This is a genomic window from Halomonas campaniensis, assembly GCF_002211105.1.
GTDB classification, from domain to species: Bacteria; Pseudomonadota; Gammaproteobacteria; order Pseudomonadales; family Halomonadaceae; genus Vreelandella; species Vreelandella campaniensis_A.
Genome location: NZ_JPUA01000034.1, coordinates 387,408 through 400,936, shown reverse-complemented (window position 1 = coordinate 400,936; position 13,529 = coordinate 387,408). Strand labels below are relative to the sequence as shown.

Below are 13,529 nucleotides of genomic sequence, written 5' to 3'. Positions count from 1 at the left end.
TCAATCCCCGTCGCTGGAATTGAAACCGCGCACCAACCCCAGTTCAGCGGCTATCTCGTTACCCAGCAGGTGGCGTAGCTGGCTGATGTCGAGGTAGAGCGACTGAAGACCCCGAAACGCCTCTTCGTCTTCAAGGGAAGGCACCAAGCCCGGCGGCAATTCGCTGGCCTGAACGAGTGTCTTATCCAACTGGTCACGAAACGTCTCGGCGAGCGGTAGCGCATCGGCCTCGCGCAGCAGCGCGGTAAGGCCCGGCAGGAAGCCGGTACGCAGGCCCTCCAGGCTGCTCTCTACCAACCGAACCGTTTGTCCGCTACGCCAGGCTTCCGCCAAGTAGCCGTTGGCGGGTGCGCCTTTAAGGCCCATGGGCTCACCGAGCCGTTTATCTTCGAGTATTTCGAGGGCCTGGATGGCGCTGGCCAGTGTGATTTCGGTGTAGTCGGCAGTATCAAGATAGTGCTCGCCAAAGGCCTGCCAGTCGCGGTGTAGCGCGCTTGTGGTATCCGCAAGATGCGTCGTGATGGCCTGCATCAAGTCGCAGGCGGCAGGATCGCTAAGAGCCTGCTCGCCCATGGCGTCGTCATAGAGCAAGTACTCAAGGGCGGGGAAGCCCTGGATCGCCACGCTGTCAGCGGCGATATCCTGGGCATCCGGTGCGTCGGTTGCTTGCAACCATCCGCCCACTTTGCGGCCCACCAGGTTTTTACGATCCGGCCAGAACTGCAGCTGCCAGCCCCGGCTGTTCTGCTCCACCGGGCCAAACTGGATAAAGCGCACCGCCTGCCAGGCTTGATAGGCGTTCAGCCAGTCGCTTTCCAGCTGCTGCCTGAGCGATTCATCGGGGGCTTGGCAAAAGCGCGTGGCGCTCGCCTCCAGGCGCTCGGAGGCGGCACTCAGCTCGGCATACTGCATTTCCACGGCGCCGTGCCAAATATCCCGCGGCGTGGGAGTGTCCGAAGCAAAAGAGAGCGGCGCGGCCAGTAGCGTACAGGCCAGCAACCCCAGGCGGCGAAAAGATGCGATCACATCAACTCCTTGGCAATCAAGCCTGCAACAATTCAACAACACTTATAGGGATTCAAGAAAACGAATGAGCTCAGCACGTTGGTCTTCGACCAAGTCACGATAGCCTTGGGTGGCCTCTTCTGCCTCACCGCCGTGCCAGAGAATCGCCTCTTCCAGAGTACGGGCGCGGCCGTCGTGGAGAAAGCCCGCCCGGGGGTTAACCGTTTGTGCCAAGCCGATACCCCACAGCGGCGGGGTGCGCCATTCGCGGCCATCGGCCTGGAACTCACTGCGATGATCCGCCAGAGCGTCGCCCATATCGTGCAGCAACAGGTCGCTATAAGGCCATATAATCTGATCAGCCAGCGCCGGTCGTTCGGCATCCGCTGCGGTGCGATGGCGCGGCGTATGGCAACTGGCGCAGCCCAGGGCATTGAACCGTTCGGCACCCTGCTGAACCGCCGGGTCATCCAGGTTGCGGCGCATCGGCACTGCCAGGCTGGAGGCGTAGAAGGTCACAAAGTCGGCCACGTCATCACTGACTTCTGGCGTGCCTCCGTTGGGAAAATCATCGCAGCCCTGGCTCTCCATGCAGTCGGTTTGCGGCACGAGGTTGGAGGTGAGCCCCATATCCCCGGCGAAGGCGTGTAGGCTCTGTTGCTCAATACTGGGCTCGCCCGCTTTCCAGCCGAAACGCCCCAGTTTGGTCGTGCCACTGCGCAGATCCCAGACCTGATTGTAGCGCCCGGAGATACCGTCACCATCTGCGTCGTCAGGGTCAGCGGCGGCTATCAGGTCAGCCTCGGGAATCGCCTCCAGCAGCCCAAGGCCAATCATCGGCGGCGCCAGCCGGGGCGAGGTCTGCAGATCCTCGGGCAGCTCGCCGTAAGCAGGCTCGGCAATCGAGTAGACCGGCTCCTGGAGGGTAACGCTGGTGCCATCGGCAAAACTGACCTCCCGTGAGCGATACGCGATCACCAGCTTACCCTCAGGAGCGGCACCACTAATCGCCGCGGTTTGCAGTTGCAGACCGTAATTAGGCACTGGAAGCGCGCCGCGCTGTTCAAGCGTCGTCGTATCCGCTTGGCTAGCGGGTAGCGAAAGGCGCAAAAATAGCGCGATAGGATTTTCATCCCCCGTTGGTGGGTGCCCGCGACCGTCCTTCAAGTGGCACCCTTGGCAGCTATTGGTATTGATCAGCGGCCCCAAGCCATCCCTAGCCTCGGTGCTGGCGGGCGCCGCCACCCAAGGGTTGCGAAAGAAGCTGTTGCCGACGCTGAAATCCAGCCGCTTGGTCATCGACATATTACCCAGCGGCAGCGAATAGGCGTTATGGTCAAACTGCTCCACCGAGCCATCGCCACAACTCATGGGCGTCGTTTGAATGGGGTAATCTTGGCTAGGTGGCGCATTTTGTATAGGTGATTCGGCTGCCTGTGAGGGCGCGGCCAGCAAGAACAGTAAGAAACTGCTGTGGGCTAATGTGCTGGGCACCCACTTGGCTAGGACGATAAACCGGGGTAAGCGGTACATGGTGATACCTTGAGAAGAAGGATACTGACAAAACCAACAGAGCCGCACGATAGCAACACTATCGGCGGCTCATGGTAAACGCTAGTTCGCTCTAGAACCGGTGACCCGCATCATCAGGCTGTAGGGAGGTCACGCCCAGTTCACCTGCGGCCTGTTCGATAGACCCTGTTTGCGCCACCAGGGTGAGAATCGCCTCGTTGATCAATTCACTGCCCTGCTCATTGCCCGGCGCAATCATCATGTCAAAAGCCATTGGCGAGCTTTCCGCCTCAGCCGCCTGCTTGATCGCATCCAGACGCGCCATGGTAGCTTCAAGCTGCTCACCAAGGGTGCCGGCCAGCTCGCTATCTTCCTGAGCCAATAGGTCTTGCAGCGAAGGCCCCTCGACCACGCTGCCATCAAGGCGCTGATAGCGGCCGGTGTAGATATTCTGAACACCCTGACCGTTGTAGTAGTGGGAGTTGTGGGTATTGTCACTGAAGCAGTCGTGCTCATCCTCAAAAGAGTTGGCTTCCAACGCTACCTTCATACGCTCACCCGCTAACTCACCCAGGGAGAGCGAACCCATGCCGAACAGCATGCGGCGCAGGCCTTCCTGATCGCTCTCCGCCAGCAGTTCCTGGCGATAGTTGCCCTCGGTTTCCGGTGCCCACTGGGCCACCATCCACTCAAGATCCTCGACTAACAGGTCGGATACCGCGTCCAGGTAAGTGCGACGACGGTCGCAGTTGCCATGGGTGCAGTCGTCGCCGGTTTGAAAATCACTCACCGGGCGTTCACCGCTGCCCGCCTCGAAGCCGTTTAGATCCTGCCCCCAGAGCAGAAACTCGATGGCGTGATAGCCGCTGGCGACGTTAGCTTCTGAGCCGCCAATTTCATTCAGGTCGGCGAGGAGTTCTGGGGTGATCTCGCTGACGTCCAGGCTCTCGCCGCCGACAGTGATTTGCTCGTTGGCAATAATATTGGCGGTAGCGCCTTCATTGCCCAGCTCATGCTGGTAGTCATCACCTTCCACATAATCGATCATGCCTTCGTCCAGAGGCCAGGCGTTTAGCTGCCCTTCCCAGTCGTCGACCACGGCATTGCCAAAGCGGAATACTTCGCTCTGCTGATAAGGCACCCGCGCCTGCAGCCAGGCTTGCTTGGCGGCGTTCAGGGTCTCGCTAGTGGGATTGGCCAGCAATTCGTCGATGCGCTCGTTCAGTGCCTGGGCGGCACTCAGTGCATCGGCGTAATTGGCATGAGCCAGATCGGCGTAGTGGTGAACCACGGCGTCGGCGTTAACGGGGTCGTCAGCAGCTGTGTCAACAGCAACAGCGGCAACAGGCATCAGCGCGCTAAGCGCAACGATGCCAGCAAGGGGGCGACGGAGCATGGTGGCGGGCATTACAGTATCCTTTAGGCTGTGGCGTAACAGAAACTACTCACATAGAGTGCTAGGCAACCTGGGAGGATTGGGTGCGCTAGCCATGGCTGAAATGTAATTCATTGACCTATGAGATTCAATCCTATTTAAACCCAAATAGAGAGCAATACTGGGGTTAATCGCCCTTTTTTTGCTTTATGTCACTTATTCTGTCCTGGGAACACCGCCATGCTGGATTACAAACTGCTTCACGCCTTGGCGACCGTAGTGGAGTGCGACGGCTTCGAACGCGCTGGCGATGTATTGGGTCTCTCTCAGTCAGCTGTTTCACAACGTATTAAAGCGCTGGAAGTTCGTCTTGGTCAGCCGGTGCTGGTACGCCACCCCCATCTTGCTCCCACCCCTGCTGGCCAACGGCTGTTGACTCACTATCAGCAGGTACAGCTTTTAGAGCGTGACCTGCGGGGCTCCCTGCCCACGCTGGATGATCAGGCTCCCCGCCTGCGGATCGCCATCAATGCGGATAGTTTGGTCACCTGGTGGGCCGAGGCGGTCGCCACTATTTGCCAGCAGGAGGGGTTACTGTTGGATCTGGTCATTGAAGACCAGGATGTAGGGCTCAAGCGCTTACGCGATGGCGATGTAGCGGCCTGCCTGTGCGCCGCCTCACAACCGATTGCCGGCGCACGCTGTGTAGCGCTGGGCGAAATGCACTACCACCCGCTTGCTTCGCCCGCTTACGTGGCGCGGCACTTCCCTGATGGGCCCAGCGATGAGGCTTTTAAAAAGGCGCCCGCCATTGTCTTCGGCCCTCATGACCAGTTGCAGCACCAGTTCCTTGCTCAGTGCGGCTACCATGGCCCCTTTCCTTACCACCTCTGCCCCTCTTCAGAAGGGTTTGTGCGCCTAGCTTCAGCCGGGATCGGCTACGGCATGATGCCTCAGTTGCAGGTCGGCGAATTGATGGCCAGTGGCCAACTCGCCAGTGTGGCTCCTGGGTACTCTTTAGCGGTACCGCTCTATTGGCATTTTTGGCGCCATAGCGGCACATTGATGCAACGGCTGACACAACATTTGAGTTATACCACCCCTAAAGCATGAGGGTTTTAAACGCTATTTTTTGCCAAAGCCAACTACACTCAAAAGGCTCATCTACGGCACAAGGGAATTTGAGCAGCTAGCGCTATATCGACGCATTAGCTCCCCCGGCGGGCAAGGGAACCCAGGGAACAGCGTACGGGGTAATAAAACGAAAAAAGCGATACCCTATGCATGCACGACGTTTTATAGCGGGTGTTTACACCGGTCTATTGGTGCTGCTTACGGTTTGTTTTATGCCGTGGGCACAGGCAAGTATTCCTCTATCCGCATCGCCAAGCCAGGCGAGCTATTCACTCGCCCCTTATAACGAGTACTGGCACGCAGACACACCGTCTTTAACGATTAACGATGTACTTGCCCAGCCGCGACCTTTTCAGCCGACCCAAGACGCTCAAGATTTAAATTTCGGTTACACCCGAAGTGAGGTGTGGCTGCGCGCTCAGGTGCGTAACGATTCACCGTCCCCCCAGCGCTGGATAGTTGAGTTCGAGTACCCGTTCCTGGATTACGTTACCCTTCATATACTCCGCCAACAGCGCAATGATGTGCTGCGAAGCGGCAGCGCAGTTCCCGTTGAACAGCGCGCGCTCTCTCACCGTCAGGCGGTTTTCCCGCTGGAGCTGGACGCTTTTGAGACCGTCACACTGTATACCCATGTTGCTGCCTCAGGCAGTAAGATGCTGAGCTACAACTTATTAACGCCAGAGGCCTTTTATAGCCAAAATGACCGACATAATTTTTGGCTGGCCACCTATTTCGGTATGCTGCTGGCGATGGGTTTATATAACCTACTGCTATTTTTTGGCCTAAAAGAGCGCATCTTTCTTCACTACTCGCTATTTGTCGCTGGCTTTGGCCTTGCCATCCTGGCCTTTAACGGCATTGGCACACTGATGTTCTGGAGCTTTTTGGGCGAAAACACGTCCCGCCTGGTGGCACTTGGTTTCACCTTTGCCTCGACCATGGCCACGCTGTTTGCGCAGAGTTTTCTTAATACGGAAATATACTGCCCACGCTGGCACCAGGTACTCAATACCTTTCGCAGCTACTGCTGGCTAGCCGTGATTGCTTCACTTCTGCTACCCATTCCTGTGGCACTGCACATCATGGATGTGACGGGGTTTATGGCGGCGTTACTGCTGCTGATATGCGGCAGCTACTGCAGCTTACGACGCCTACCCAGCGCTCGGTTGTTCGTCTTTGCTTGGTCGCTTTTTCTGTTGGGTGCAGGTGTCTTTGCACTGCGCAACCTGGGCATACTGCCGGCGAATTTCATTACCTTGCACGGGATTCAAATTGGCTCTGCGCTAGAAATGTTACTGCTCTCGTTTGCCCTGGCATCACGCTTTAACAAGCTTAAAAGGCAAAAAGAGCGGGCTCAAGCCGCGATGTTAGCCGCGCTTAAAAAGCAGGAAGCCGTGCTGGAACAGAAAGTCGCCACCCGTACTAGAGCGCTGGAGCATTTAGCCAACTGCGATATGCTGACCGGGTTACTAAATCGCCATGGCCTGGCGCGTTGCGCCGAAGCGGCTTTGGAACGTAATCGTCAAAACGGCCATCGTTTGGCATTACTGATGCTGGATCTTGATCGTTTCAAACCCATTAACGACTGCTACGGCCATGAAGCTGGGGATTTTGTGTTACAGCAAGTTGCCAAACGCATTGCCCACCTGGCGCGAACCGATGATCACTGCGCACGCTTTGGCGGTGATGAGTTTATTATCATCATGGAGAATATTGAGTCGTGCGATACGCTTGAGAATATTCAGGCGCGTATTGACGAAGCCATTCGCTCACCGATCAAACTTCCCTGCGGTGAGCGAGTTAGCGTGAGTGTGAGCATCGGGGTAAGCACTTGCCTGGGAACAGAGGGCGCCACGCTTGAGAGTTTACTGCGTGAAGCCGATAGTCATATGTACGCAGTCAAATCACGCCAAGCGGTGGAGTTCTATCGCTACGGCTCGGCGAGTTAGATGCTCATTGATTGTTTGGTCATTAATCAAACAGGCTCATACGCTTCATAACGTTATCGCGCTTGATTTTCCAATGGAACATAGCGCCAGCGACGTGCAGCACCACCAAGCCTAAAATGGCCCACCCCAGACGTTCATGCCACATAAAGAGCTGTTCAGACAGTTGCTCGCGTTCGCCAATCAAACCGGGTAAATGCCAGTGGAAAAACTCCACCGGAAAACCGCCGCTTGCGGTCGCCGCCCACCCCAGTAAAGGCATAACAATCAGTGCTATGTAAAGCAAGTGATGGACACTGGTACTCACCAGCCGCTCGAAGGCATTTAGGGGTGGCTCGTGGTCAGGTACCACAAAGGCCAGCCGGGTAATAATACGTAGTGTCATTAGCAGCAGTATCAACACCCCCAGCGTTTTGTGGCTGGTATACAGCAGGTTTGTGAACATATTGCCGACTAAAGCAACGGTGCGCTCATAGCCCAAAAAGCCTAACGTTAAGCCGCTGGCCAAGGAGAGCAGCACCGCGCCAGCCACCAGCCAGTGCAGCACCCGATGCGGGTAGATATAGTGATCCAGTTCGTGCATGTAGTGCTCCTAAAAGCCTTTATTCGCTCTTCATTCTAGTCAGTAACGCTCCCTGGCGCTGATTAAAGCACTACACGGTCATCAACGCTAAGCAATCCTTGTTTATAGCGCTTGCTCATGCACTGCCAGCTGTTCGCGTATTAACTCGGCCAATCGGCGCACAGGTTCAGAAGGCCGGTGCGGCGCCCGATGCAATGCCAGCTCAATCATCGGCAACGCAGGCAGCCCGCTGCTCTCATCCAGTGGCCTCAGCGCTGGGGTCAGCATACTGCGGGTCACCACCACAATGGCCAATCCAGCGGTGACAATCGGTGCCAGCCCCGCCATGGATTGGCTGGTATAAGCAACGCGCCAACTGCGCCCCGCCGATTGCAATGCCTGCTCCGCCACTTCACGAAATACGTCGGCCCCCGGCGAGTAGAGCGCCAGCGGCAGTGGATCGCTAAGCAGCGGCTGCTGGTTCATTCCGACTGCCCACAGTAACGGCTCCCGGCGAATCACATCGCCCCCTGGCGAGTTACGCTGCCGGGTCACTAGGGCGAGATCCAGCTCTTTAGCCTTCACCTGCTCGACGAGGTGTGTACTGGTACCGCAGATCACCTTTAACCCAACCGCGGGATAAAGCTGATGAAAGTAGGCGAATACCGAGGGCAGCAGCGAAGCGTAATCTTCAGGAATACCCAGGGTGAGATCGCCAGTGATCTGACGCGCCTGCATATCACCCCACGCCTCATCGTTCAGCGCCAATAGCCGCCGTGCATGGCTGAGCAGGCGCTCGCCTTCTGGGGTGAAGCGTATTCGCCGTCCTTCGCGCTCGTGCAGCGTGAGCGATAGCTGCGCCTCTAACCGCTGCAGCTGCATGCTCACGGTGGACTGGGTATACGCTAACCGCTTTGCTGCTGCCGTTACGCTGCCGGTATCCGCAATGGCCACCAGGGTACGCAGCAGGGTTAGATCCAGCGTAGGTGCACGCATCTACACTCCTTATTTATCATCATCCTTGATAATAACGATCATAAAAGATCGATATTGTGATGTATTTATAATGAGTATGCTGCTCAGCACATTCACTAATCAAGGAGAACGCTGATGCATCCCGTTCACTCCCCCGCGTTATTTCCACGTTGGTACAGTGTTGGTGCAGCGCTGGTGGCCGTGATGCTTTGGAGTGCGGCGCCGCTATTGGCTGAGTTTGCCAAAGCGACACCGCCCTTGCAGCTTACCGCTGTCACCCTGTTAGCCGGGTCATTGGCGACACTACCGTTAAGCCGCCGCGTTAATGTCGTGGCCTGTGGCACGGGGTGGCAGATCAGTGTTTGGGTGGGTGTGCCGTTACTCATCTTTGGCGCCGTTAGCACCTACTTTATTGGTATGCGGTTAGCGCCCGCCGCCGAAGCAGCGCTGATTACCTATACGTGGCCAGTGCTGTTTGTGCTACTCAGCCAATGGAGCCGCTTTGGCCGCCTGCAGATTGCGGGGGTTATCGGCGCACTGATTGCGTTTTCAGGCGCGGCGCTGCTACTGGTGCCTCAAGCCATCAATGGGGGCCTGGGTGGCGCCACCACGGGCTACGCGCTAGCCCTGTTGGCCGCCTGCTGCTGGGCGATCTATTCATGGTTAAGCCAGGCGGCGCCAGTGGCCTTAACGCCGCTACTACCGCGGCTACTGCTTATCGCCTGCGCTATTGCCGTGGCCGCCAGTTTACTACTGGAAGGCAATCTTGCCTTTCCCAGCGGCGAAGCGTTACTCGCGGGTATCACGCTAGGCTTAGGGCCTTACGGAGTGGCCATGGTGGCCTGGGATAAAGCGCTGCGCTGGGGGCACGCAAGCCTTGTGGGAAGCTTGGCCTATGGCGTGCCGATCCTGGCCGCCCTGCTGCTGGTGCTGGCAGGTATGAGTGTACTCGACTGGCGCTTACCCGCCGCGGCCGTACTGGTGGTGGTAGGCTGCCTCAAAGCGAGCCGTTAACCTCCTCACGCCTAACTATTTACGCCTCACCCCTCACCCTTTACTCCTCACTATTTACCCCTGACCACTTACCACCCGCCAATAAACCAACGCCCCTGTCACGGTCAGTGACAGGGGCGTTGGGTATTATCGATTAACGCTAACAGTTAAAGCTCTGGGGGAATGTCCGTCGGCTCCATTTCCAGGCTTAGTTCAAATAAGCCGCTGCCGGTTGCGCTAAACCCGCGTGCGCTTACCGTGTAAGTGCCGGGTAGCAACGGCTCTTGAAGCCTTGAGTCGGTACCACCCGCGCCGTCGTCATCGCTGGCGGCAAAGCCTTGGCCACTAATCTCGATAAAGGTATCAAAATCGGCTGAGCGCATTTCCAAGGTCACTAACGAGCTCTCTTCTACCTCCAACTGATACGTCAGCGGCTCACCGCTATACCAACCGTTAAGCGCTTCACCGGGGGTAAGCGTGCCTTCATTACGCAGTTCAACATCGGGCATATCGCGCGGTTCCATGGAGAGCGTAAACATGCCGCTGCTGTCACCGTAGGCAGTACGCGCCGTTAATTGATACTCTCCGGGAGCCAGAAAATCAGCGATGCTGGCATCCAGATTACCGGCACTGTCATCATCTTCGCGGTAGTAACCGTTAGGCCCTTCAAGTACCAGGTAGGAATCTATGTCGCTGGAGCGCATCTCGATCTGGTACATGCCTGCTTCTTCTACCTCTACTTGGTAGCTAAGCTGCTGACCGCTAAACCAACCGTTGAGGGAGTCATCGGGAGTGAGCGCTCCATCATTGCGTAGCTCGCCGTCACCCGGTAACTCGTGAGGCTCTACTGAAAGCGTATAAACGCCATTGCCATCACCGTAGGCGCTGCGTGCTGTGAGCGTATATTCACCGGGCTCCAGAAAATCGGCAATGCGTGCGTCTAAATCACCGGCACTATCGTCGTCTTCACGAGCGTAACCATTGGGGCCTTTAATCTCTAGGTAGGCGTCGAAGTCATCCGAACGCATTTCCAGCTGGTAGAGGCCCGCCTCCTCTATGTTCAAGGTGATATCCCGGGCATCCCCCTGCAGCCAACTATCGATGGGCTCCCCCACTGCCATTGTGTCGGCATCCGACAGCTCGACGGTTCGGCTATTGACGGTAAACGGGCCATAACTGTGGGCATCGGCACCGCTAACCACCACTACATAGTCGCCGCTCTCTTCAATACGGTGGCGAACTACGGGCGCATTATCGAGCAGCTGTAGTTGATCATCATAAAGCGCCACAACACCTTGCAAGGCCCCTTTAAGAGAAAGCTCAACAATCTCGTCCTCTTCCAGTGCGATGGCGTAGCGCATAAAACGACTACCATCGTTACCGTTTAGTTCGCTGGCCGAGGTTATTTCGCCACGCAGGGGCTCATCAAGCGTGAGTTTTTCAAGGCCAACAATAGCGTCGGCAACAGACGTTTGATCAGTTGTCTCCGCACTTTCGACAGGCGCTTCATCAACAGCCTGCCCCGGCAAGGGGATAATTTGAGCGGCGAGAAAACCCACGGCTGCGCCACCAACCGCCACCAATACAAACGTAAACGAAGAAGATCTAGCCATGAGCAGTTCCTTGTTGAGTCGCGATGACAAACATTAATTAGTTAAGCATTCGTGATTATAAGATGCTTACTCCATTAAAGTGAGCGTTTAATGAAAAACACTGCATTACATAAAATTCTTTTCTGGTTCACTTCATACCAGGGCTGTTAAGTCACTGAAACCCAAGGCAAGGTCAGTAACGAGTAAAAAATCTTGAAATTGAACCTATTTGCATCGATCTTCTCAAAGCTTGCTGACTCGTTGCTACAAGGGTAGTATCGACAGGCCTATCAGGCACCTCAACAAGAGTGCGGGATTCGCAACACGCAAAACCGAGGTACTCCTATGGGAGCCCAAAAACGACTGTTCCGAACGTTTTTAGCAGCGCTTATCTTCAGCTGCGCTACCAATAGTGCTTTTGCACATGAAACAGAAACACAGGAGGGCGTTGCCTCTTTTTACAGTGATCGCTTTCAAGGAGCGACCACTGCAAGCGGAGAGCCCTTCGACCAGCAGGCGCTGACAGCCGCTCACCCTAGCCTCCCTTTGGGAAGCAAGGTGCTGGTGACTAGACCCGACACCGGGCAAGAAGTTGAAGTGCTGATCAATGATCGAGGCCCCTTCGTCAATGGACGGATCATTGATTTATCCAAGCGGGCCGCACGGGAGCTTGGCATGATTCGCCGAGGTGTCGCGCCGGTCATGGTCACTTTGGTCAATTAACGCATAGCATCCTTCAGCATACCAAACAGGGCGGCCCGCCATGGTCGCCCTGTTTCTTTTGTGGCCTATCGCTCTTTCTCCGCACAACGTCACATATTAACGAACTTGCAAGCAGGCTAATGGTCTTTATGCTTGAAGGAATTCACCACGCGACGTATTTGCAGGAGGCATTTATGCAGTCACAATTTTATACGCTTACCGATTACCCCAACGGCCTTCCCGACCGCGCACTGTTTAAGCTGGAAACACAAACACTCCCCGACCTGGCCGAGGGCGAAGTGCGCATCCGTAACCGCTGGCTTTCCGTTGACCCTTATATGCGCGGTCGCATGAGTGGTATTCGTACCTACGTGGAGCCGTTTGAACTCGGCAAGCCGATGGAGGGCGGCGCCATTGGCGAGGTTATCGAAACCAATGACTCAAGCCTAAAAGTGGGCGACAACGTCAGCCATATGGGCGGCTGGCGGGATATCGCTCAACTGCCTGCCCAAGGGGTTACCAAGCTACCCGATATCGACGTTCCCGAGCAGGCCTACCTAGGCGTGCTGGGCATGCCGGGCATGACTGCCTGGACAGGCCTAAACCTGATTGCCGAGTGCAAGCCGGGTGACAATGTGTTGGTTAGCGCGGCTAGTGGTGCCGTAGGCTCCCTGGCAGTGCAGTTGGCCAAAGCCAAGGGCTGCCATGTGGTTGGTATTGCTGGCGCTGCGCATAAGCTGGCCTGGCTTGAGTCACTGGGCGTTGAACCGGTGAGCTACCGCGACCGTACCGCACTGGAGTTAAGCGACGCCATTAAGCTCGCCAGCCCCAACGGCATCGATGTGTATTACGAAAACGTTGGCGGCATCTGCTTAGAAGCGGCATTGAGCCAGCTTAATGAAGGCGCGCGGATTGCTGTATGCGGCATGATCGATAGCTACAATGCAAAAGAGCCCACTCCCGGCCCGAGCAATCTCGCTCAGTTGGTAGTGCGCAAGGCCAAAATGCAGGGCTTTATTGTGGCTGACCATTGGTCTAGCTACTCCTATTTCCTGAACGAAGTAGCCCCTCAGGTCGCGGAAGGCAAGCTGGTCTATAAAGAGACAGTCAAGGAGGGTCTGGAGAGCACGCCTGATGCTTTCCTCGCCCTGTTTGACGGTGGTAACACCGGTAAAATGCTGGTCAAGCTATAACCTCCCCCCTCTCCCTGCCGCTACGTCAACGATGTGGCGGCAGAGTAATCGCCAAAAATAATCAGCAAATCGTTAGACCAATGGCGAATTGATAATTAAAATCATCTTTCAGAAATGTGTGTTTTAACCCATCGGCGCTGTCGATGGGTTAGAGCGCGTTGTCGGTACGTTGTTACAAGGGGACACCTCATGGAAGAAAGCACGCGCGATCATGGTAAAGGGCCAGCGATTGTCGTTGGCCTTTTACTACTTATTGTCGGCTTGGCGCTCGCGTTGGGCGGCAGCAAGCTCGTCAGCGTAGGCGGCAGTGCCTACTACTTAATTGCCGGGCTGAGCCTCATTGTCTGCGGCATTCTATTTACCCTGCGCCGAGGCGCCGCTCTGTGGCTCTACGCGCTGATTCTTTTTGCCACATTAGTGTGGGCGCTGTGGGAGGTTGGCCTCGACTGGTGGCAGTTAGTGCCCCGCGTCGCCATTCTCTGTTTAATCGGCATTCTGTTGTTATTGCCCTGGTGGCGTAAGCCGTTACGTTCAAAA

Annotated in this window: 11 protein-coding genes and 1 pseudogene; 6 read left to right on the top strand and 6 right to left on the bottom strand. The window is 56.2% G+C overall.

Translation table 11 applies throughout. The features are described 5' to 3' along the window. From JI62_RS14315 to JI62_RS14305, 3 genes are all read right to left on the bottom strand, one after another. Complete coding sequence (locus tag JI62_RS14315) at positions 1 to 1,026, bottom strand: imelysin family protein (protein ID WP_088700794.1); 1,026 nt, start codon at positions 1,024 to 1,026, stop codon at positions 1 to 3. Between the two features lie 42 nt (positions 1,027 to 1,068). After that, positions 1,069 to 2,538 carry a di-heme oxidoredictase family protein gene (locus JI62_RS14310; RefSeq protein WP_088700793.1) on the bottom strand — a complete coding sequence of 490 codons (1,470 nt, stop codon included), beginning with the start codon at positions 2,536 to 2,538 and terminating at the stop codon, positions 1,069 to 1,071. A gap of 91 nt (positions 2,539 to 2,629) precedes the next feature. Continuing rightward, entirely contained in the window at positions 2,630 to 3,925 is a 1,296-nt protein-coding gene (locus tag JI62_RS14305; protein ID WP_088700792.1) for an imelysin family protein, read from the bottom strand. Positions 3,926 to 4,132: 207 nt separating this feature from the next. Here JI62_RS14305 and JI62_RS14300 point away from each other — a divergent pair, with 207 nt between their 5' ends. Together JI62_RS14300 and JI62_RS14295 are read left to right on the top strand one after the other, a co-directional pair. After that, positions 4,133 to 5,005 (top strand): LysR family transcriptional regulator ArgP, encoded by an 873-nt coding sequence (locus JI62_RS14300; protein ID WP_088700791.1) that lies wholly within the window; start codon positions 4,133 to 4,135, stop codon positions 5,003 to 5,005. Positions 5,006 to 5,172: 167 nt separating this feature from the next. Next, complete coding sequence (locus tag JI62_RS14295) at positions 5,173 to 6,978, top strand: diguanylate cyclase (RefSeq protein WP_088700790.1); 1,806 nt, start codon at positions 5,173 to 5,175, stop codon at positions 6,976 to 6,978. A 22-nt stretch (positions 6,979 to 7,000) separates the two neighbouring features. On the opposite strand, the gene JI62_RS14290 is transcribed toward JI62_RS14295, so the two are convergent. Beyond that, positions 7,001 to 7,558 carry a cytochrome b gene (locus tag JI62_RS14290; protein WP_088700789.1) on the bottom strand — a complete coding sequence of 186 codons (558 nt, stop codon included), beginning with the start codon at positions 7,556 to 7,558 and terminating at the stop codon, positions 7,001 to 7,003. Positions 7,559 to 7,660: 102 nt separating this feature from the next. Beyond that, entirely contained in the window at positions 7,661 to 8,533 is an 873-nt protein-coding gene (locus tag JI62_RS14285; RefSeq protein WP_088700788.1) for a LysR substrate-binding domain-containing protein, read from the bottom strand. Positions 8,534 to 8,647: 114 nt separating this feature from the next. On the opposite strand from JI62_RS14285, the gene JI62_RS14280 reads away from it, so the two are divergent. After that, positions 8,648 to 9,526, top strand: a complete 879-nt coding sequence (locus tag JI62_RS14280; protein ID WP_088700787.1) for a DMT family transporter — start codon at positions 8,648 to 8,650, stop codon at positions 9,524 to 9,526. 146 nt (positions 9,527 to 9,672) lie between these two features. Here the strand turns inward: JI62_RS14280 and JI62_RS14275 are convergent, their stop codons facing one another. Continuing rightward, complete coding sequence (locus tag JI62_RS14275; protein ID WP_088700786.1) at positions 9,673 to 11,118, bottom strand: hypothetical protein; 1,446 nt, start codon at positions 11,116 to 11,118, stop codon at positions 9,673 to 9,675. Positions 11,119 to 11,442: 324 nt separating this feature from the next. On the opposite strand from JI62_RS14275, the gene JI62_RS14270 reads away from it, so the two are divergent. The 3 genes and pseudogenes from JI62_RS14270 to JI62_RS14260 form a co-directional block, all read left to right on the top strand. After that, on the top strand, positions 11,443 to 11,820 hold the full coding sequence (locus JI62_RS14270; RefSeq protein WP_088700785.1) for a septal ring lytic transglycosylase RlpA family protein: 378 nt from the start codon (positions 11,443 to 11,445) through the stop codon (positions 11,818 to 11,820). 173 nt (positions 11,821 to 11,993) lie between these two features. Continuing rightward, the gene (locus JI62_RS14265; protein ID WP_088700784.1) at positions 11,994 to 12,992 is read left to right on the top strand and encodes an NADP-dependent oxidoreductase; all 999 of its coding nucleotides are present in this window, start codon (positions 11,994 to 11,996) and stop codon (positions 12,990 to 12,992) included. Positions 12,993 to 13,181: 189 nt separating this feature from the next. Next, positions 13,182 to 13,529, top strand: a pseudogene (locus JI62_RS14260) (membrane-bound PQQ-dependent dehydrogenase, glucose/quinate/shikimate family); the annotation flags it as partial.